Annotated in this window: 15 protein-coding genes; 5 read left to right on the forward strand and 10 right to left on the reverse strand. The window is 44.7% G+C overall.

The genetic code is table 11. The features are described from left to right. Positions 1-20: 20 nt before the first annotated feature. The 3 genes from IW644_RS16720 (at position 21) to hslU (ending at position 2,859) form a co-directional block, all read left to right on the forward strand. Positions 21-761, forward strand: a complete 741-nt coding sequence (locus tag IW644_RS16720) for a hypothetical protein (RefSeq protein WP_269918547.1) — start codon at positions 21-23, stop codon at positions 759-761. A gap of 162 nt (positions 762-923) precedes the next feature. Continuing rightward, positions 924-1,448 (forward strand): ATP-dependent protease subunit HslV, encoded by a 525-nt coding sequence (hslV, locus tag IW644_RS16725; RefSeq protein WP_025257580.1) that lies wholly within the window; start codon positions 924-926, stop codon positions 1,446-1,448. A gap of 82 nt (positions 1,449-1,530) precedes the next feature. After that, positions 1,531-2,859 (forward strand): HslU--HslV peptidase ATPase subunit, encoded by a 1,329-nt coding sequence (gene hslU / locus IW644_RS16730; RefSeq protein ID WP_118491788.1) that lies wholly within the window; start codon positions 1,531-1,533, stop codon positions 2,857-2,859. Positions 2,860-2,980: 121 nt separating this feature from the next. Here the strand turns inward: hslU and IW644_RS16735 are convergent, their stop codons facing one another. From IW644_RS16735 to IW644_RS16760, 6 genes are all read right to left on the reverse strand, one after another. Beyond that, entirely contained in the window at positions 2,981-3,424 is a 444-nt protein-coding gene (locus tag IW644_RS16735; RefSeq protein WP_269918548.1) for a helix-turn-helix domain-containing protein, read from the reverse strand. Between the two features lie 494 nt (positions 3,425-3,918). Then, a complete protein-coding gene (locus IW644_RS16740) occupies positions 3,919-4,917 on the reverse strand; it encodes an ATP-grasp domain-containing protein (RefSeq protein ID WP_269918549.1) in 999 nt (332 codons plus the stop codon). Positions 4,918-5,029: 112 nt separating this feature from the next. Next, on the reverse strand, positions 5,030-5,251 hold the full coding sequence (locus IW644_RS16745) for a hypothetical protein (RefSeq protein WP_269918550.1): 222 nt from the start codon (positions 5,249-5,251) through the stop codon (positions 5,030-5,032). Between the two features lie 47 nt (positions 5,252-5,298). Next, on the reverse strand, positions 5,299-5,610 hold the full coding sequence (locus tag IW644_RS16750) for a helix-turn-helix domain-containing protein (RefSeq protein ID WP_179984757.1): 312 nt from the start codon (positions 5,608-5,610) through the stop codon (positions 5,299-5,301). Further along, on the reverse strand, positions 5,607-7,883 hold the full coding sequence (locus IW644_RS16755) for a peptidase domain-containing ABC transporter (RefSeq protein ID WP_269918551.1): 2,277 nt from the start codon (positions 7,881-7,883) through the stop codon (positions 5,607-5,609). Before IW644_RS16755 ends, IW644_RS16750 begins: the two co-directional genes overlap by 4 nt. A 2-nt stretch (positions 7,884-7,885) precedes the next feature. Beyond that, positions 7,886-9,139, reverse strand: a complete 1,254-nt coding sequence (locus tag IW644_RS16760; RefSeq protein WP_269918552.1) for an HlyD family secretion protein — start codon at positions 9,137-9,139, stop codon at positions 7,886-7,888. A 431-nt stretch (positions 9,140-9,570) separates the two neighbouring features. On the opposite strand from IW644_RS16760, the gene IW644_RS16765 reads away from it, so the two are divergent. After that, positions 9,571-11,115, forward strand: coding sequence for a hydroxymethylglutaryl-CoA reductase (locus IW644_RS16765; RefSeq protein WP_269918553.1), 1,545 nt, complete (start codon positions 9,571-9,573; stop codon positions 11,113-11,115). 77 nt (positions 11,116-11,192) lie between these two features. Here the strand turns inward: IW644_RS16765 and IW644_RS16770 are convergent, their stop codons facing one another. Beyond that, entirely contained in the window at positions 11,193-14,528 is a 3,336-nt protein-coding gene (locus IW644_RS16770) for an amidohydrolase family protein (protein ID WP_269918554.1), read from the reverse strand. A 259-nt stretch (positions 14,529-14,787) separates the two neighbouring features. On the opposite strand from IW644_RS16770, the gene IW644_RS16775 reads away from it, so the two are divergent. After that, entirely contained in the window at positions 14,788-17,004 is a 2,217-nt protein-coding gene (locus tag IW644_RS16775) for a molybdopterin oxidoreductase family protein (protein ID WP_269918555.1), read from the forward strand. 172 nt (positions 17,005-17,176) lie between these two features. Here the strand turns inward: IW644_RS16775 and gorA are convergent, their stop codons facing one another. The 3 genes from gorA to IW644_RS16790 form a co-directional block, all read right to left on the reverse strand. Then, positions 17,177-18,526 (reverse strand): glutathione-disulfide reductase, encoded by a 1,350-nt coding sequence (gorA, locus tag IW644_RS16780; protein ID WP_269918556.1) that lies wholly within the window; start codon positions 18,524-18,526, stop codon positions 17,177-17,179. Between the two features lie 242 nt (positions 18,527-18,768). After that, positions 18,769-20,073 (reverse strand): response regulator, encoded by a 1,305-nt coding sequence (locus IW644_RS16785; protein ID WP_179984748.1) that lies wholly within the window; start codon positions 20,071-20,073, stop codon positions 18,769-18,771. A 66-nt stretch (positions 20,074-20,139) separates the two neighbouring features. After that, complete coding sequence (locus IW644_RS16790; RefSeq protein WP_269918580.1) at positions 20,140-21,819, reverse strand: sensor histidine kinase; 1,680 nt, start codon at positions 21,817-21,819, stop codon at positions 20,140-20,142. Between the last annotated feature and the right edge of the window lie 3 nt (positions 21,820-21,822).

Raw genomic sequence — 21,822 nt, forward strand, 5'->3', positions numbered from 1 at the left:
ACGATTACAAGGAAGTATTAATGAATATTGCCATCACCGAACAACCCGACTACGCCGCTTATAGCATAGAAGAGCTTGAGGACGTTCTGGAAAATATCGATAAGCAGGCCTTTCCGGAGCGCTATCAGGCAGCAAAGAATGAGCTCGCTACTAAGCGCGCAACGCAGCCATTCGAAGATGATGCGGATAGCGCCTTTCAAGATGAGCACATTTCTCGACCTAAATGGTCTGAGCTACACCTGGTCACACGCATATCGAACATTACCTTTTTGGTACTTATCGGTGCTTTGTTTGTAACGGTTTTTACCAATTTTATCGTGATTAGCGAGTGGATAAACAATTCCACATGGGCCATCGTACTTCTCACTTTTGCCTACAGCGCCTCTTATTACCTCTCCATTTTTGTCGATAAGCGGCACGCGCAGTTTGTGACTAAAGATTTGCGTGGAAAAATGACGTTAATTGGTATGCCGCTACTAGCCTTCTTCTTATGCTTTGGTTTTGTTGATACGGCATTGCCCTACACAATTCATTTAGCGTCCGATAAACAAGAGACCGAACGAAAATTTGCTTATGAAAAAGGAAGCGGCTCTAAACGCTGTCGACATCCACTTTTGCTAAAAGAGAACGGCCCCCTGTCTGATGGGCGCTTATGCTTAAGGGAAAGCGAGTACAAACGCCTACCGAATAAAGGGTGGGTGTATGTTAAGGGCTACGAAAGTGGTTTTGGTTTTGAAATTGAAGGATATCGATTTCGCTAAGCCTATATAGTAAGCAGCGCTGAGCGCACATTATTCTATCCTACCCTTGAAATTAAAAAGCCTTCCCCCACTTATTTGTTATTGAATTATTACGCTGCTGCCCTAGTTCCTCTAAAAGGTACGTATAAAACGCAGCAGCGCCCAGCTAAACGGGGAAATAACGTGACAACGATTGTATCTGTACGACGTGGGAATCAAGTGGTAATGGCCGGTGACGGACAGGTATCACTGGGCAACACAGTAATGAAAGGGAATGCGCGCAAGGTGCGCCGTTTGTACCACGACAAAATTCTTGCGGGCTTTGCGGGCGGCACGGCCGACGCGTTTACGCTATTTGAGCGCTTTGAAGCCAAGCTTGAAGCGCACCAAGGCCATTTAACCAAAGCGGCGGTTGAACTTGCCAAAGACTGGCGGACCGACAGGGCGTTACGCAAACTCGAAGCCCTGCTTGCTGTAGCCGACGAAACCGCGTCATTTATTATTACCGGTAACGGTGACGTAGTGCAGCCAGAACAAGATCTTATTGCTATTGGTTCTGGCGGTAACTACGCACAAGCGGCAGCTACTGCACTTTTAGATAATACCGAGTTAAGTGCTAAAGAAATTGCTGAAAAATCGCTGACCATTGCCGGTGATATTTGCGTATTCACTAACCATAGCCAAACGGTTGATGTACTAGATTACTAAGTAATAGCGAAAGCTGTTATTGGCTTGTTGTCGCTCGTTTGCGTAGCAAGTACAACAAGTATTGTTAGAAAAGGGTTTATTCATGTCTGAGATGACACCAAGAGAAATTGTTCACGAGTTAGACCGACACATTATCGGTCAACAAGATGCCAAGCGCGCCGTATCTATTGCACTTAGAAACCGCTGGCGTCGCATGCAGCTTGAGCCTGAGCTGCGCCAAGAAGTTACGCCAAAAAATATTTTGATGATTGGTCCAACGGGGGTGGGTAAAACCGAAATCGCTCGCCGTTTAGCTAAACTTGCTAACGCGCCTTTCATTAAAGTTGAAGCGACAAAGTTCACCGAAGTGGGCTATGTGGGTAAAGAAGTTGAAACCATCATTCGTGATTTAGCCGACATCGCGGTAAAAATGACGAAAGAAAATGAAATGAAGAAAGTGAAATTCCGTGCTGAAGAAGCCGCGGAAGAGCGCATTTTAGACGTTTTGCTTCCTCCACCAGAAGACGCGTGGGGCAACAAAGAAGACGTTGAAGATCGCGGCACACGCCAAGCATTTCGCAAGAAGCTACGTCAGGGCGACTTAGACGACAAAGAAATTGAAATTGACGTTGCACTTCCACAGATGGGCGTAGAAATCATGGCGCCTCCTGGTATGGAAGAAATGACTAATCAGCTTCAAGGCATGTTCCAAAACTTGTCTGGTTCGCAAAAGAAAAAGAAGAAGCTGAAAATTAAAGAAGCGTTCAAGTTGCTTATTGAAGAAGAGGCAGCACGCCTTGTAAATCAAGAAGATTTGAAAGAAAAAGCTATTGAGTCAGTAGAACAGCACGGTATTGTGTTTGTAGACGAAATTGACAAAATTTGTAAGCGTGAAGGCAATACGTCTGGCGATGTTTCTCGTGAAGGCGTACAGCGTGACCTTCTTCCACTTGTAGAAGGCTCTACGGTATCGACGAAACACGGCATGGTTAAAACCGACCATATCTTGTTTATTGCTTCAGGTGCATTCCAAATGAGCAAGCCGTCGGATCTTATCCCAGAACTTCAGGGTCGACTGCCAATTCGTGTTGAACTTGCTGCGCTGAAAGTAGGTGACTTTAAACGTATCCTTACCGAACCAAATGCATCATTAACTCAGCAGTATGTTGCGTTAATGAAAACGGAAGGGGTTGATATCAGCTTCGATGATTCGGGCATTCAGCGTATTGCAGAAGCAGCATGGCAGGTGAATGAGCGCACCGAAAACATTGGCGCACGTCGCTTGCACACGGTGCTTGAACGCTTAATGGAAGATATTTCATTTGATGCTTCTGAAAAAAGCGGTGAGAGCTTCGTGATTGATGCAGATTACGTTAACAGCCACCTAGAAACCTTGGTGGACAACGAAGACCTATCGCGTTTCATCCTTTAATTAATTGCTAAGTAGAGGCCTCTTCCTGTAGTTGGGTTGTGAGTATTTACTTCTACACAAACAGTTAGTAAAAAGCCGACTCTATGAATGACGTCGGCTTTTTTGTTGGAAAAAGTAAGGGTTAGTCTGCCACTTTTTTCCAGTGATCTTCAATTTCTTCAAGACGAATTATACTTGCAGCTTCTTCAGCCTGAGTATCGGCAAGTAGATCAAGAAAGTAACTAACAGGATTATTCTTTTCTTGGCTTTCCATGTACAGCGCCCTTAAAGCAGCATCTGTTGTCCTTGGAATTTTCGTTTGCCCCTTCTCGTAACGTGCAATGGTCTGTTCATCGACACCAAAACGAGTCGCGAGTATTTTCTGAGAAATATTTAATTCAATACGTAAGAATTTAAACTCATCATGGGCAAGAGGTTTGTTGGTGTTTACAATCGCTTGCGCTATCGCGCTATTTAGGCCGTTTATGTCGTCAATACTTGTGTATTCTTCCCCATCGACAATCTCAACAGTAACACCATTTTTCAGAAACACATTTGACAACCCACTTTCAGTGTAATGGTACATATAAACCTCTCAAACTATCCAAACAGTAACAAGAACTGAAGTTGGACTATCATGATGATTCCTTAGCGCTATGGTTAGTTCAATGACCTTTCCCGCTGCTAAACCTTTCAGATTAAATTTCCAGTCTCCGGTTATATCAAGATATGGCCCTTCCCTAAACACTGAATATTTACTCCTAAGTAAAGTCATCAGCTGACCTGTGGTTACCCCTCGCTCATTCATACGCTGCTTTACATGCTTACTCCACCGAATTCTATGAGTATGGTTTTCTGCAAGATCGCTCATTATCTTCCTTGCAGTTTTCTCTGTAAGGGGGAATTCCTTAACGCCTTTGGGGGGACTTTCGGGCCATAATTATTCTTCCATTACCTATCATGTTGATAGGTTGGGGGTGTATTGTCAATAAGCATTTTTAACAGTTATGTAAATAACAGCTGAGAGAACTTACGAAAGTACTTAGAAGCAAATAGGTTTTATTCAAATGTTTATAAAAACTAAATCTTCATAAGCAGTGCCACCATTTTGTCTGTTATATCCAGACCAGTATCGTTCTCTACTTTTAGGAAATAAGGGCTGGGGTTTGCCTCTAGAAAAAAGTACTTTCCCTTCGCACTTCTACGCCAGTCAATTGCGCACCAATGCATGCCTAACGCTTGGCAAATTTTAATAGCCATACGCTGCACCTCGTTTGGGATAATAGTCACAGACACACTGGCATTGTCGTCGTTTCTATAATCTAGTTCGCTTGAGTCGATTTGGACGCTTAGCACATCATTGCCAAGCACATAGCTACGTACATTTTCGCCCGCAATGTATTTTTGAAAGGTCACAGGGCGCTCATTTAAAAGTGTATTTAGGAGCGGGCGCATATTAGGTTGTTTATTTACAAATTGTACCGTGCGACCCCCGCGCACCGGCTTATAAACAACATCACGCATATTGTTGCAAAACTGAGAGGCGACTTCGGGGGCATTGCCAACAAAGGTGTAGGGTATATGTGCACCTAACTTGCCAGCAACGCGCGATTGATAAGGCTTACATTGGTGGCTTCTCACGGCATCGATAGAATTGACCCATTTGATGTCGCTATAGCTAAACCAACAAAGTAAAGTGCTTGCCCGTTCTTGCTCGGTCCAAGTAGCATCAGCTAGCAGTTTAGATGGATTATCGTTAGGCTTTTCGGTCTTCATTTTGTTATTCAAAGCGTGATCGGGACGACTCTTCGCATCTGATGCTGTCAACGAAGTTCCCGGCAAATATTCATGCCAATAGGCTGCTTTGGTGTTTGAAAAAGTCACTCTGGGTTGGTCACATAGTGTCGGTGAATTAAAATGGACCAATCCGTCATCAAAATCAGGGTCATAGCTAATACTCCAGGCGGAACCGAATTGTTGCGTATTAGCGATATAAAAAGGGGTCGCTGTTTGACTAAGCGCCTTCGCTACGTGTTGAATTTGTGGGTCTTGCTCACTTCCTAAAAGTGCAACGTGCATTCGCGCTCCTTGCTAATGGGTTATCGATTAAGAACATTTGTTTGTTAAAAGCGCAACATATGGACAGATTGTAAACACTGGCTATCCATATGCTGACGCTAAGGGGTTAGAGCTATGACAAAATATCTGGTAGTTTGCCGCCGCCTTCACCAATAGCCATGGTTATATAAACCGGCTCTTTGGGGGCAGGGCCAACTACCGGTACGGTATCGCTTAAACGAACGCGTAGACCGCCGGATACTTCAAACAGCTGAGCTTCCGCTAAAGCAACGGGCTTGGTGCTTGCTGGTTGGTTTAGATTTGGGTGGTTGTTATTTGGTTGATGGTGTTTCATAAAGTACGCTCCTTGTAGTGGCGTGTTGAGTTAAAAAGTGGGTGCGCTTAAAGCGAAACCACTTCTCGGTAAAGGGTTCTAAAGCAGCAGGCGATAAGTGCTGAACGGCTACTGATATTGAGTTTTTTATAAATGTTGGCACAGTGAAACTTAACGGTTCGCTCGCTAATAAATAGCTCCGAGGCGATCACTTTGTTAGAGCGGCCTTCCATTATTTTGTGTACTACCTGTAGCTCACGTTTCGACAAACAGTCCATGGGAATAACGGTGTCACGAGCGGTAATACCACTTGCATCTATTTGCATGCGCTCAGCAGCCGTCATTAATACTGCGGGTTCTCTTACTTCATGGTTTTTCATAGGGTTTCTCCGTGTTTACCAGATGTTGCGCTTCCTGTTACTTCAGAGGGAGAGCATGGTTGTAATGTGCCTTGTTCTAGGCGATAAACTTTGTCTGCCATGGCAATAGATTGGGGGCGGTGAGCCACAATAATTCGAGTCATATTCAAGGATTTGAGGTGGTGATTTATCTGCGCCTCATTGGCCATATCTAAATGGCTACTTGCTTCGTCTAAGAACAAAATGTCGGGCTCTTGATATAGCGCTCTCGCTAAAAGCAAGCGCTGCTTTTGCCCACCGCTTAAGCTGCTACCCATATCGCCTACCAGCGAGTGATATTGCATAGGCATGTGCATAATGTCGTGATGGATACAGGCAAGTTGTGCTACATAAACCATTTTCTTGAGGTTGGGGACTTCTTCAAAACAACAGATATTTTGGCCTATAGTGCCACTTAAGCAGGCGTCCTCTTGAAGCACAGAAGCGATGACAGGGTTTACAGTACTAGGGTGTTCTATGCTACCTTGCGAGGCTGGATAAAGGCCCATTAAACACTTTAGCAGCGTGCTTTTACCACAGCCGCTGCCACCTATAATGGCTACGATTTCTCCGGTTTTTACTGAAAGTGTCAGGTTTTTAAATACCCACTCGCTATTTTCCCCATAGCGGTAGCTAAGTGACTTCACCCTAAGTGCGGTAGCACCTGTCATAGCGCTACCGTCGAATGTGCTACTTTCCGGCAAGTCAGCATTGGGCTGGTGGAATAGGGGAGAGTTAAGTGAATCTGAGGTAGAAGCCGGGCGGTTACGCGTATGTGTACTCTGTACGCCGAGCGAACGCTCAGTGTTATATAGCGGCTGAACTTTAGTTTTTTGCTCTACTGGTGTAAGTAAAATATCGCTTAAGCGGTTGAAATGAACGCCTAGCATATTAAGCTCAATAAGCTTGTTAACTATACCGTCGATAGCACCTACAAACCTTGTCTTATATGCCATAAAAGCCAGTAACATGCCTATTGAAAGGGAACCCTGCATGACAAGGTTCGCGCCAATATAAACAACGACCAAGTTTTCAACACCAAATAGCAATTGGTTTGCCAGTGCGCTACCTATATTAAATTTCCCTAAGGTGATGTCTTTATTAAGCGTTGCAACTAGCTTGTTCTGCCAAATGCCGTGACGCTGTATTTCTTGTCCATACACGCGAATAGGTAAAATTGCCCGTACACTTTCCATAAAGTGGCTTTGTTCAGATGCTGCCAAGGCAATGCGCTCTGTGGTATGCCTTTTTATAAATGGCAGGAGTCCCAAACGAATGGCCAGATAGATAAGCATGATTACCACGACAACCAAAGTGAGCTTGAATGAATATAAACTCATCACCGCCAAGGTGACGATTGCCATTATTCCATCTAGCATGGCGGTAACGACCCCTGTTGTTAAAAACTCTCGAATGCTAGCCAAGGAACCAAAGCGCGATACCACATCACCAATATGGCGTTTATCAAAATAGTCTAAGGGAAGAGCTAAAAGGTGTTTAAATACAGAGGCAGACATCTGTAGCTGTAGGCGGGATGAAACGGACAAGATAACGAACTTTCTTATACCGCTTGTAAAGGTTTCTATAACCAGTAATAAGGTAAAGCCAATAGCGAGAGCTTTTAGCAAAGCATCGTTGTTGTAAATTAATACATCGTCTACCACTGTTTGCATGTAGTAGGGTGCAGCAAGGGCAAAAATCTGCAGCACTATCGATAAGGCGAAAAGGGTTAGTAGGTTACGTTTAAAGCCAATGGCGCGGGAGAAAAACTGAGTAAGCCCAAGTTGGGGCGCAGATTTTTTTGGGCTAAATGTATCACTTGGTGAGACCTCAAGCGCGATCCCCGTGACGTATTTTGAGGCTTCTGCAAAATTGAGCTTTCTTTTTCCTAGCGCGGGATCATTAACGAAAATATGCTTCCCTCTTACTTTTGTCAAAACAACAAAGTGATTCATATCCCAGTGCAAAATAGCTGGACAAGATAGCTGCGCAAGATGCTCCATTTCTATCTTTACGGCTCGGGTTTGAAAGCCTAAATCACTGGCAATTCGCATTACGTCTTTTAAAGTTGTACCTCGCAATGACACGGATATGCTTTGACGCAAAGTATTAAGATCTCGCTTATCAGAGTAGTACTGTGCAATCATTGCCATACAAGCAAGTCCGCACTCAGCCGCTTCGCTTTGCAAAATAACCGGTACCCTGCTTGTTGTATGAAATAGTTGTACCGAAAGAGGGTGTGTTGAACTCGTCATGATTACAGCTTCCCTTTAATGCTATAAAGCGGTTCCATTAACCATTCCATAAGCGTGCGTTGACTTAATTGAACATCTGCCGAAAATGTCATGCCTGCTTTCAATGAAATACTGCTGCCGTAAGCCAATACTTCGTTTGTATCTAAGGTGGCAGTAACCAAGTAGGCTGGCTCGCTAATTGAAATAGGTGCATCGGCAAGTTCTCCCGGTAAGACAAGCGACGAAGAAATATTGACTATCTCGCCAAACTGCACACCAAACTTTTGATAAGGGAAAGCGTCATATCGTATATGTAGGGCTTGTCCTTCTCGCAGAAATCCCGCTGAGCGCACGGGGACCGCAATTCGCGCTTGAATGTCAGCATTTTGAGGGATCAGTGTGAGTAGAGGACGAGAGCTATCTACTGTATAACCGGTCCTAACATGTAGGCCTGAAATTACGCCGCTGCGGGGCGCATAAATTATCTCTTCAGCATTACTTTTGTGACTTACAATTTGCTGGGTGAGATCGCTATATGTGTTCTCTATATTTGCCAACTCGTTGGCTTGTTGCTCAGGCAAGGTAGCCAGTTCATGACTTATTGCTGCTATGTTGGCCTGCTCGTTATTCCAATCCTTTTTCGCTAAAGCAAGTTTCTGCTCTGCATTTAAGCGATTAAGCGAATAGGTTTCAAAGTCGGCACGGCTAATATGTCCCTGCTCAAGTAAGGTTTGTGATTTTGCCCATTGTTTAGATGCCAAAAGCCACTGTGATCGGGTTAAAGCAATAATGTCTTTCAACGTTGCTAAAGTATGTTTAGCCTGGGAAAGCTGCTCTTCCAAACGCTGTTGCTGTGCTAGGTGCAAAGTGCGCAGGCGCTTAATACTTTGATGAGTTCGGTTTTGTTTCGACTCTAGTTCGGCAAGTAACTGTGTACTGACTCTATGGCCTAACGCATCCTTGCTGCTGTAACTAATTTTTATTAGCGGTGCGCCTTTTTCAACTAATTGACCTTCACTGGCTATAACGTCGAGCACTTTTCCTCGCCTTGCGTCTGAATAAAGCTTGAAAACACCATGGCTTGGTTCTAACCATCCAGTTACCGAAGCTTTTCGTGCATAACTTTCCATGTTTAGGTAAACAGCAACTGCCACAATCCACACGACAAGTAGCCCAGCTATCGCTGAATAGGCAGGTTTAGGCGTCATTAAAAATCTGCCCTCTACTGCGTTTGATTGCTCATCAATAGCTTCTTTTCTAAACAACCCTGTTCTCATCTTCATCCCTATATAATCCGCTACTTGCGCTTAGGTCCTGTTGAAGCAACCCCTTTGCTAGGTGCTAGTTTGCACATAAAGAGTATCTGGCTGCCGCTTCCATATCGGCGATTAATCCTTGGCATCGCGATCCATGACGCCTCCGTTTTGTTACTACCAGATACCTTGTGGTCAACGTTACTGCGGTGACGGTATTTACTTTAGGTGGAGTGAGAAGCGAATGAAGAGTGCTTAAGGTCTACTTTTCGGTAACAAGCACCCTCGTTGGGCTTGGCGCATTTTTGAAAGCGCTTGGCCTAAATTTGAAAGTTGATATTGAGCAAGAAAAAGGCGAAGAAATATAAAGAAGTCATAGAAGTGTATAAAGAATGTGCTATAAAAAACAAAGAAATATGAAAACAACACGGTAAGAATACGTAGAAGGACGCCACATGTTTGTACCCAGCATACTTTTAAAGCAACTTTACACGCGTGCAAGCCTCACTAAGACAAATAAAGGCTTATCTTTTTCTCTTAAAAACAGGTTAAAAGACGCGACAATCAAGGAAGTAAAGTGGATTTCTCTTGATGGAGAAAAAATTCCTGAAGACAAAATTTCACTGCAGCTTACGCCTGATTCCTGTATTTCCGTGGATGCATTAAACAACTCGGACGGCGAGCCGTTTGGCTTACGTCAAACCATTACCGTGCATTTAGACATTGATGAGGCCCCATGCCCTGAAAAGCGCAAATTGGGTATTTGCTTTTCTGCATCACCCTTTGGAAAGCTTAAATTCGAAGTAGAAGATAATATTACGGCACCCGGTCAACGCAGTGCTTTTATCCCCCGTGACGACATGGACGACTATGGCGAAAGCATTATAAAAACACGCCAAGAATATTTTGAAAGCGCTACGGGCAAGAAAATTGACCACGTAGGTAAGTACTCAATTGACCCGCAAGCGCTTAAAGGTAACATCGAGCATTTTATTGGCGTGGCGCAGGTTCCTATTGGTATTGCTGGGCCGTTGACTATAAAAGGCGAACACGCTCAAGGTGATTTTGTCGTGCCACTTGCAACTACTGAAGGCACCTTGGTGGCGTCTTACAACCGAGGTATGAAGTTACTTAACATGAGTGGTGGCGTGACGGCTACGGTAGTTGATGATGCCATGCAACGAGCCCCAGTTTTTATCTTTGAAAATGCCCGTGGCGCACGGGACTTTGTAAAGTGGATAAAAACAAACTTTGAAAAAATTAAAGAAGAAGCTGAAGTGACCTCAAGCGTGGCTAAGCTAACCTATATAGACCACTTTCTATCGAATAAATTTGCGTTTTTGCGGTTTAACTTTAAAACCGGCGATGCTGCTGGACAAAACATGGTTGGGCGCGCAACTTTTGCAGCTTGCGGGTGGATACTCGACCATTACGAGGGGATAGAGAACTTTTACCTTGAATCTAATTTTGCTACCGACAAAAAAGCCTCTCAAATAAACATTATGCGCACACGAGGCAAACGGGTTACGGCAGAAGCCACTATTAAACGAGAGCATTTATTGGAGGTAATGCGTGTTGACCCTAAACAAATCGATTATCACGGCCGTGTGGCCGGAGTAGGGTCTTTCTTATCTGGTGTGAATAACACCGGCCTTCATTCGCCAAACGGTATTACCGCAATGTTTATAGCAACAGGGCAAGACGTAGCCAACGTATCTGAATCGTCAGCGGCCATGATGTATTCCGAATTAACAGACGATGGTGACTTATATGTGTCTATCACTATTCCATCACTTATCGTCGCTACTTATGGCGGCGGTACCGGTATTGGTACACAGCGAGAGTGCTTAGAATTGCTCGACTGCTATGGGCGAGATCGGGTGTATAAATTTGCAGAAATAGTGGCGTCTGTGGTGTTGGCCGGTGAGATATCGCTAGCCTCTGCCATTAGTTCGTCAGACTGGGTGTCGTCACACGAACAGTATGGGCGTAATCGATAGCAAGCAAGTTTAACTGACGGAAAGTAAAAAGGGGCTTCACAAAATGTGATGCCCCTTTTTGTTTAGCGGTTCATTTATTAATGTTCCCAATGATAATGGTGCGCTTTCGCTTCCACTTCATCTGCCGTCTGTTGCGGCATAAAGGTGGCATTGTCTTTTTCAAAGAAGAACGGTTTGCGTTTTTCTTTGCTGCCTACTTCGTTCATGGTGGCCGACTCGTATACGCGTCCATTTAGTACAGTGTATTCTACGAATTCACTCTTTCTAATGTCGCTAAGTACATCGCCATCAATCACAACTAGGTCAGCTAGTTTACCTTTTTCGATACTACCAAGATCTTTGCCCATACCTAGATGTTTCGCGCCATCAATAGTACCGCCGCGTAGTGCTTCCCATGGCGTGAAGCCGCCTTGCTCCATAATCCACAGCTCCCAGTGCGCAGCTAAGCCTTCACGCTGTCCGTGAGCGCCAATATGTACACTGACCCCATTATCTCGAAGCTCTTTGGCGTAGCTGGCTACGTTTTGGTGGTTGTATTGATTTTCTGGTGCAGTTGGCCTGCGAATAGCGCGTCTATCTAGAATTGTTGATGGGGTATAGCGAAGAAGGCGCGGGTTCTTCCACACTTCTGTTTTATCGTACCAGTACTCTTCACCCATCATGCCGCCGTACGACACAACAAAGGTCGGCGTATAGCCAAACTCTGTGGCCTTCCATAGCTGTGTGACGTCGCTGTAGCCTTTTTCCACAGGAATACTGTGCTCAAGACCGGTGTGACCGTCTACCAGCATAGTCAGATTCTGCTGAAGCTTACCGCCCCCTTCAGGCACTACCATCATCTCTTGATTTTTTGCCGCCCACAACACTTGCTGACGCTGATCACGACGGGGCTGGTTGTAGCTTTTCACTGAAATAGCACCGGCTTCTTTCAAGCGTTCTACGTGGAAATAGGCATCTTCATAATTATTGATAATCGCTTTGTAACCTAGTCCTTCTGCACCGTATAAAATGGTGCCTGTGGAATAGATACGCGGCGCAACAATATCGCCTTTACGCTGTAATTCTGCGGCAGCGAAAATTTCTGTCGTGTCGTTTGATGGGTCGTGAATAGTAGTTACACCGAACGACACATTCGAGTACTGACTCCAGTTTTGCTGAGGGATAATCTCATTGCGGCCCTGCGAGCCGTGAGCGTGCGCATCAACAAGCCCTGGGATAATGGTTTTACCCGTTGTGTCTATTTTCATTGCATCATCAGGAATGGTCACATCACCACGTTTACCCACTGCTTCAATGCGGTTGTCTTTAATCAGCACAACGCCATCTTCAATCACCTCTTGGGTGTTGTCTGCATCGCGCATGGTTACCACTTTACCGCCAACCAAAGCTTTGTAACCAGATGGCTTGTCAGCCTTGGTGGTGAACGACAAGTCCATACCTTCAGCTACTGGTTCAGGCAAGGTTTCCGCTGCGCCATCCACAAAGGCAAAGGCTTCATCAAGTGAACGGCTAAATAGCGTAGGGCCGTTAAACCAGCTAAGGGTTTTATTGTCAGGCGACCACGTTAAGTATTCACCTGCACGGCTTGAGAGTTGCGTTACCGGCAGTGAGGTCATGTTCGGGCCAATGGTAATGCGCTTGCCATTTTCGACAAACGGCGCCACGTACGTTTTGAACTGGTAAACAAACGCAACCCATTTCTTATCGTGTGAAAGTTTGTACTCACTTACTTTATCTGCACCGTAAAGGTGAGTTCGCTTGTCGTTACCCTCAAGGTTAACGCTTGAAAGCTGGGTTTCGTAGTAAGCTTCGCCGCCCGCTGATTCGGTGAAATACACTCGGTCGTCGTTACCCGCGAAATGCGCGTTGTAGCCGCCATCAGAGACTTTTTCTACGGTGTCTTCTTCAAGATCTGCTACGTAAATTCCTGGCTCAACCGAGTATTTGGGGTCTAATAAGTAGCCGCCCGTAAACTTGCGGAAGACGACTTTCTCGCCATCGGCAGAGAACGACGGCTCAATGTAGTGACCTGGCTGCTGGGTAATGACTTTTCCTTTACCCCCTCGGGCAGAAACTACGCGAACGGTGCCTAAGTCTTGGTCATTCCAAGTGGTATAAACAATTGATTTACCGTCGTTAGAAAAGCGCGGATAGTACTCATCATGGTCGTTTTGTTTTGTTAGGCGCTTAATTTTGCCCGACTTTATGTCGCGCACGTATAGCTTACCCAGTGCTTGAAAGAGAACTGTTTTGCCGTTCGGCGACATTTGCGACCAGCGGATCATGCGAACGTCGAATTCATCAGGTGCAACGTCTACATCAAAGCGTAATGCATCGGCAAATTTCACCGTGCCTTCAACGGTCACGTCCATGGTGCTGGTGGTTTTATCTTTCACGTCGATGGTGTGAAATTTACCGCCTGTCCAATATACGATTTCGCTGCTGTCTGGCATCCAGTCGAAGTAGGCAAAGTAACCTTCCGAACCAAAGCCTTCCTGCATATCTCGCTCTAGTTCCAACGTCAGCGGTGTTTCTACACCTGTCTTGGTGTCTTTAATGAAAAGCGCGGTTCTATCTTTAACCCTGCGTACAAAAGCGATGTATTTACCATCAGGTGAAGGCGTAGGAACCACAGCGCCGCCCGTGCCGCTAATATAGCGGCTTTCTTCGCCAGTTTCGCGGTCGTAGCGAGTGATAGCAAAAATGCCTTCTAACGGGTCGCGGTTATATTCAAAGCGGGCGCCCGGCACTGTATTTTCAGTAAAGTAAATATACTTACCGTCATGGGAAAACACAGGGTCGGCAATGTTTTGTTGGTCGCGCTTTCCGCTGTTACGGGCTTTAATTTGCAGGCCGTCACCACCTGATTTGTGGTACATCCAAATCTCGCCTGCCGGAATACTACGGCTAGACATGATGCCTTTGGTTACCACTAGGTATTCGCCGTCTGGGCTCCATTTAGGAGAGTGAATAAGATTACTTTTCTCTTTCGTAATTTGCCGAAGGTTATTGCCGTCAATGTCCATAACCCACACGTTGCTTAAGCCGTCTTTATCCGAGATAAACGCAACCTGTTTTCCATCGGGAGAAATAGCAGGGTGAATATTCCAAGCAAAATCTTGCGTAAGCGGCGTTGCATCGCCACCACTCATGCTCACTTTGTACAAGTCGCCCAGCATGTCAAAAACCATAAACTCGCCGTTTGGAGCAACGTCTAAGCTCGACCAGGTGGTTTCGTTTGTTTTAATGGTGACTTCGTTTAGTGCATAAGGTGGGTTACTGACTTCCCACTTTTCAAGTTCGTTTTCTGTTTTTTCTTCACTGTCGTTCTGGGCGAATGTAGTAGGTATTACACCTAAGCCTAAAGCGCTTACTAGCGTGATGGCCAGTAAACGTTTCTTTGTCGTTATCATAATTATGTTTCCAAGTACTTGTTATTTATTTTCTGTCTACATCAGAGTACATGATTAAACGTGAAACACCGTACTCTTGGGTTGTAAAACTAACGTTAATATTACTGCAAAATAATCGAATTTCATTTAGCTAATGCGATCATAGGAACAAATTTAACGTTCAACGATTGCATCATCACTTTCAGTGATGCTTGTCTATTACAGCAATAATCGCTAATTTCATAACAAATCATTAACAATGAATTGTGTAGGAATTACCGTGAGCAACGCTGAACAACAATTGCATTACTCTACTTGTACATTATGTGAAGCAATGTGTGGTATTGAAGTAGCGACGAAAGGCCGTCAAATACTGTCAATAAAAGGGGATAAAGATAACCCCTTTAGCCAAGGTCATGTTTGCCCGAAAGCCAGTGCGCTAAAAGATTTGTACGACGACCCTGATCGCTTGAAGCGCCCAGTTAAAAGAGTAAAAAACGACGGAGAAGGCAGCACCTGGGAAGAGATAGGGTGGGATGAAGCCTTTGACTTGGTTGCAAACAAATTGCACCACATCCAGCAGACTCACGGTAACAATGCGGTAGGCGTGTATTTAGGTAATCCCAATGCGCACAATATGGGGTCTATATTGTTCGGGCCTTATTTCTATCGAGCCCTTAAGTCTTATAACCGTTATTCCGCCACATCTGTTGACCAGTTGCCACATCACATTGTTAGTAGACGGCTGTTTGGTCATATCTCTCAAATACCCATTCCTGACATCGATCACACGCAGCACTTTATGATTATTGGCGGGAACCCGCTGGCATCCAACGGCAGCATTATGACAGTGCCAAACGTTAAAAAGCGTTTGAAGGGTATTCAAAAACGCGGTGGGAAGGTCGTTGTTATCGACCCTAAACGCAGCGAAACCGCAGATATCAGCTGCGAACATCACTTTATTCGCCCTGGCAGTGATGCGCTATTGCTACTGGCTATGCTGCATGTATTGTTTGAAAAGCAATTGTACAAAGTGGATGAAATTTTACCTTATGCAGAAGATATAAAAGAGGTCGAAAAATACGTTCGCGATTACTCGCCACAAAAAGTCAGCGAGCTTACCGGTATATCGGCGTCACAAATAACTCAGCTTGTTCTGGATTTCTGCAATGCCGAGTCTGCAGTTTGTTATGGAAGGATGGGGGCTAGCGTACAAACGTTTGGCACGCTCACTCAGTATCTTATTATGCTGTTTAACATGCTTACCGGAAACTTAGATAAGCGAGGTGGCATGATGTTTACCCAGCCGGCCGCTGACGTACTGCCAGTTTCAGGTAGGGGTAGTATGGGCGGGTTTAGTTCTCGCGTACGAGGGCTTCCGGCGTTTGCTGGTGAGTACCCGGTAGCGTGTTTAGCCGAGGAAATCTTAACCCCCGGAGACGGGCAAATTAAAGCCATGGTAATTGGTGCTGGCAATCCCGTGGTTACTACGCCCAATGCAGAGCAGCTCGATAAGGCGTTTTCACAACTCGACTTCATGGTTGCCGTAGACTTTTATGTTACCGAAACTTCCCGCCATGCTGATGTAATTCTTCCTCCAGTAACCGCGCTAGAACGCGACCACTACGACGTTGTTTTTCACAACTTCGCTGTGCGAAATTTCGCTAAGTACTCTGAAGCGGTGGTGGACATTGACGAAGATCAGCTTACCGATTGGCAAATTTATTTATCTTTGGCAGAAAGGCTCGATGCGCTAAACGGGAAAAGCACGGCTCACTATGTTGCGCTTTGGGACAAGCAACCTAAAGGTGTGGTTGATGATTTGTTGCAAGCAGGTCTTTATGGTCGAGCAGCAAGCAAAAGTGATGGTGCTGCTGCAAATTTAAGTGAAAGTTCAACTGCTGTTCCGAAAGGCGGGCTGTCGATTGAAATACTTAAAGAACAGCCACACGGAATAGATTTAGGGCCGCTACAACCGTCTTTGCCTCATGCCCTGTTCCACGAAGATAAGAAAATCCACTTAGACTTTGATTACTTCATGGCTGATTTGGGCAGGGTAAACACGCATTTCTTTGGACAAACGAACTATGTTTCAGCGCAAAATCAGCCCCTCGTTTTAATAGGGCGCAGACATATTAAAACCAATAATTCTTGGTTGCACAACAGCCCCCGTATGGTGAAAGGCAACAACCGCTGTACGCTACAGATTCATCCTGATGATGGGGCAAAATACGGCATTGCAGATGGCGATGAGGTATGCGTGAAATCGCGAGTGGGCCAACTAACTATAGAGGCTGAAATCACAGATGCAATTATGCCTGGCGTAGTGTCTATCCCGCATGGATGGGGGCACAATAAAAAAGGTATTAAACTGTCTGTGGCAAGTCAGCACCCAGGGGTTAACACCAACGTACTTACTGACGACATGCAGGTTGACGAACTGTCTGGTAATGCAGTGTTAAATGGTGTGCCCGTTGAGCTAGAAAAAGTAAGTTAAGCATATAAAAAACGGCATCTACCTAAAAGTAAATGCCGTTTTTCAGTGGTATGTTCAACAAATAGGCCTTCTACTCATTGTACATTCATCTGTGAACTTCTATGTAGCTACCTTTCAAAAATAACGCTAAGAAAGCTTATCTACACTAAGTCAAACAGTGAAGAGCATACACTTAGGTCATAGTAACAAACTCTTCCGCGCTGGTAGGGTGAATGGCTACACACGCATCAAAGTCAGCTTTGGTCGCGCCCATTTTTATGGCAACAGCGAAACCCTGCAGAATTTCATCCATACCGTGACCAATACCGTGTAGACCTACTACTTTTTCGTCTTTACCTGCACACACTAGCTTCATCTTGGTCATTTGACGATGGCGAGTTACCGCGGTGTACATAGACGCAAAGCTAGAGGTGTACACTTTAATATTGTCTTCGCCGTATTCTTCAATAGCTTCTGGTTCAGTTAGACCGATTGTACCAATAGGTGGGTGGCTAAAGACTACGGTTGGAATCATTGAATAATCCATGTGAGCGTCTTTTTGGCCGTTGAATAAGCGTTCGCTTAGCAAGCGGCCCGCTTTTACTGCTACTGGAGTAAGTTCAGCCTCGCCGGTAATATCACCTACCGCGTACACATTTTTGGCTGTAGTGTTTTGGTACTTATCTACTTTAACTGTACCGTCATCACTCAACTCAACATCGGTATTTTCGATATCAATTTTGTCGGTTGAAGGCTTACGGCCAATTGCCCAAATTAAGCAGTCAGCTTTTAGCACTTCACCATTGGTTAAATGTACTGATAGTTCGCCATCGTCAGCCTTTTCTACTTTCTCTACGCTGGCATGGTCATGCAGTTTGCAGCCTTCAGCGTGGATCATATCCACCAAGGTCTCATGAATGATGGGATCAAAATTTCTAAGCGGAGCGTGTTTGCGAACCACTAGGTGCGATTCTGTGCCAAGGGCATGAAGTACACCCGCTAACTCAACGCCAATGTATCCAGCACCAACCACAACAGCGCGCTTAGGTTGCTCTTTTAATGCAAAGAAACCATCAGAATCAATGCCGTACTCGGCGCCTTCGATATCCGGAATTACTGGATGACCGCCAACGGCAATCGTAATATGGTCAGCCGTATACTTTTCGCCGTTTACTTCTACTGTGTTGTTATCAATAAACTTTGCGAAACCGCGAATAAGTGTTACATCGTTTGCAGTAAGTACGCGGTCGTAAGAGGCATGAATACGCTCAATATAGGCTTGGCGGCTGGCAATAAGGCTGTCCCAACTAAAGTGGTTTACTGACAAATCGAATCCATACTCTGGGGCGTAGCGATGTATGGCCTCAGCCACCTGAGCGCCGTACCACATGGCTTTTTTCGGCACGCATCCAACGTTTACACAGGTACCGCCAACGTCTTTTGCTTCAATAATAGCGGCTTTCTTTCCGTGCTTTGCCGCACGGTTCGCAGATGCAATACCGCCACTGCCACCACCAATACAAATATAATCAAAATGTGTCATTCAAAAAGCCTTCTTTATTGGGTTTACGATCGTGCACACAAGCATAAATGCTTAAACACGTTCGCACAGCAAATCATTTTTAAACGGTTCTGTTTGTAAGATTAATCAAAAGACCGAGGTTTGCTCAATAGTGTTTCAATTAGTTAGTCAATGGGGACAATGCAGTCTAAATAAAAGGGCGTGGCGCAACCGGCCATAATTTATGCTGCGCCAGCCCCATTTAAGCTCAATGCCTTCAGAACTTACTCACTTATAGTAGCAGAAAGCTCTTCTGGTTCTATTTGAATGCTAAACGCTTTTCCACGCTCTTCTTCAAATTGCACGAGTTTTTGAATGGTAGCGTCACTAAATACGTGACCTTCAGGAAGGATTAGAATATGGCTATCGTTATATAAATTTTGAGCAAGCACCATGCCCGCTTTAAGCTGTGAGGCCTTCAATGATGTAGAAAGTAGCTTAGATGTAGTCACATCTTCTGCTTCTAGCAAGAGGTCTAAAAATTCACCGTCGTAGCGCGTGTTTCTGTGCTTTTTCATTTCAAGTTTGGCATCGCGAGGGCTCATTTCAACACCACTCATTCTGCCTGTAACTAAGCGCCAGTAGTCTCGGGCTATTGCTAAAATACGCGCGCCTGCGGGAATTTCTTTCGCCACCTTATTGTACAAACCAGAGCCATTGTAGTGCTCGAATTGAAACTCGATGATATCTGAAACTTGATGAAGCTCATGTGCCGGGGCAAGTATCAATGCAGCCTGCTTGGTCTGCGATAAGTAATTTTGCTGCTGTTGGTATTTAAGCTTTGAAAATGGCGCGTTAAAGTCTTCGGTTTCAAGACCTAATAGCCCAAGCTCACATATAAGACCTGCGTAGCGAACTTGTTTGATTTCGTCTTTCTCTAAACGTGCAATGCGTGCAAGCTTAGAAGACAACTCACTTACCTCTATGGCAAATTTCCCGTTAATATTCGGGTTAATGCTAATCACGTTGAACAGCACCTGCTCCATGGCAATATTGTGCTTTTCAATTTTGTTCAGCGCAGCTTTAATTTGGCGAGTACGCTTTTGAACCACTTGCTCTAGCGATGCATTTACATCTCTAAGCTTTCTATTCTGAAGGCGTGTAAGTTTTTGAAGACGCGTATTTTCAGCTTTTAATTTAACTCGCTCTAACCCTTCCTCAACCACTGCTATTAGCTCTTGGTTGTCCCATGGCTTTTGAAGGTAGCGATGAATCTTACCCTGGTTAACGGCTTTGATCGTGGATTCGATATCAGCATAGCCGGTAAGTACTACTCTAAATGTGTCGGGATAATTAATAGCCACCTGTTCAAGAAGCTCCGCGCCAGACATTTGTGGCATCTTCATATCTGAAATTACCACGTGTACTTCGTTGTTACTCATCAACTCGAGTGCCTTGGCTCCGCTATCTGCAAGCAGCAGCGTTATATCCATGGTGAAGAGCGCACGTTTAATTGCACGAAGAATATTAGGCTCGTCGTCCACAAACAGCACGGTATAGGTTGTAGCTTGTTCAGTAGGCTCTGTCATAAAAAATTATCCTTATACGCGACGTAACAACTATCACACGCAATGGCATGTTTTGACATTATTACTTTATGCATTATCAGCGTCACCGTTTCTTTGTGAGTCTTTGGATACGGGCTTAATAGGAAGAGCCAGAGTAAAGGTACTGCCGTCTCCTTCCGTGCTGGTGGCAGATAATGACCCACCGTGTTCTTGCGCGATACCAAATGAAATTGAAAGACCTAACCCAGTCCCTTGCCCTTCTGGCTTAGTCGTGAAGAAAGGGTTAAATAGTTTATCAAGGTGACTAGGCGGAATTCCGCAGCCTGAATCCTCTACCCGCAATTCTACAAACTCGCCAACAGTGCAAGTTGTGATAATAATTTTTCCGTTTTGGCTAGTTGCCTCTACAGCTTGTCCGGCGTTAATGAGCAAGTTGGTAATAACTTGAGAAATTTTACCAACGTTCATGTCTACATCCGGAACCCTTCCTAAATGGGTTTCTACCGTACAGATATATTTCAGTTGATTGTTAACCATAGCCAAGGTGGTGCGCACACAATCATTAATATTGTGTTTTTGCATTTGGTCGCTATCAACCCGTGAAAACAACTTTAGGCCTTTAACTATTTCTGCCACGCGCAGCAAGCCTTCGCGAGAGTCGCTCAGTAAATCTGAAATGTCTTCGTTTATAAAGGCCATATCTTGTTTATCTAGCAATTTCTCTAGTTCAATCAGTGATGCTGCCCGTTTGTTTTCATCTTTCTCGTCTATAACAACTTGAATTTGAGAGAAGATCATTTGATAAGTAGCAACGTATTCACTAAGTGTTGAAATATTACTGCTTACAAAACCGACGGGATTATTAATTTCGTGGGCAACGCCAGCGGCAAGCTGGCCTACTGATGCCATCTTTTCTGCCTGAAGAAGTTGAACTTGGGCTTCTTTTAAGTCTTTGTTTGTTTCTTCTAGTTGGTAATTTCTTTGATTGAGTAGAGACGTTCTGTCTTGCACTTTTTCTTCAAGAAGCGTGTTTAATTCTTTAAGCTCATCCTGCGCACGCTGACGTTGTTCGTGTTCTTCTTTTAACCGCTCTACAAGTTGATTAAAAGCTTCAGCGAGCTCGCTTAACTCATCTTTGCCTCTAACTGGAACAAACACTTCTCTGTAATTATTGTACTTAACTGCCTCGCCAAGGTGTTTAGCACCCTGCAAAAGCTGCTGAAGCTGAGACATTAAAAACGAACCAAGTAAATATGAACACAAGCCAACTAGAACGAACTCCATCAAAGCGAGCGTGAGGGTCCAGTTTCTTACTCTTGAGACCGATTCAGTTACAGAAGCGATGTTTAATCCAATTTCTACATAGCCGTAAACAGTGTCGTTGACCATAATTGGGGCGCGGGTATCGTATACCCCATCGTTAGCTGCCGATACCGACAAGTCTGCTTCAAAAGGGCGGCTAAGCGCGACCTCGCTGCCTTTCTCTACAAACACATTGCCAAGTTTATCTTTTACCTTCACGTAGGAAATATTCGGGTTAGTGAGAATTTCAGATACATCTGCGTCGAGTGAAGCTAAATCGTAGCTTAAAAATGCATTTTTTGTTGTAGAAACGAAAAGCGCAACAGTGGTATCAGCAGACTTTTTAATGTTGCTATCAACAAGATCATTTAATAATTGGAACACGGTTACAATTAGCACCAGCAGCAAGAGCGCTGCGATGCTAGCAATGCCAGTTATTGTTTTAAATCGTAACGACAGCTTCATCTG

This window comes from Alteromonas sp. PRIM-21 (assembly GCF_027563165.1).
In the GTDB taxonomy this organism is placed as follows: domain Bacteria; phylum Pseudomonadota; class Gammaproteobacteria; order Enterobacterales; family Alteromonadaceae; genus Alteromonas; species Alteromonas macleodii_A.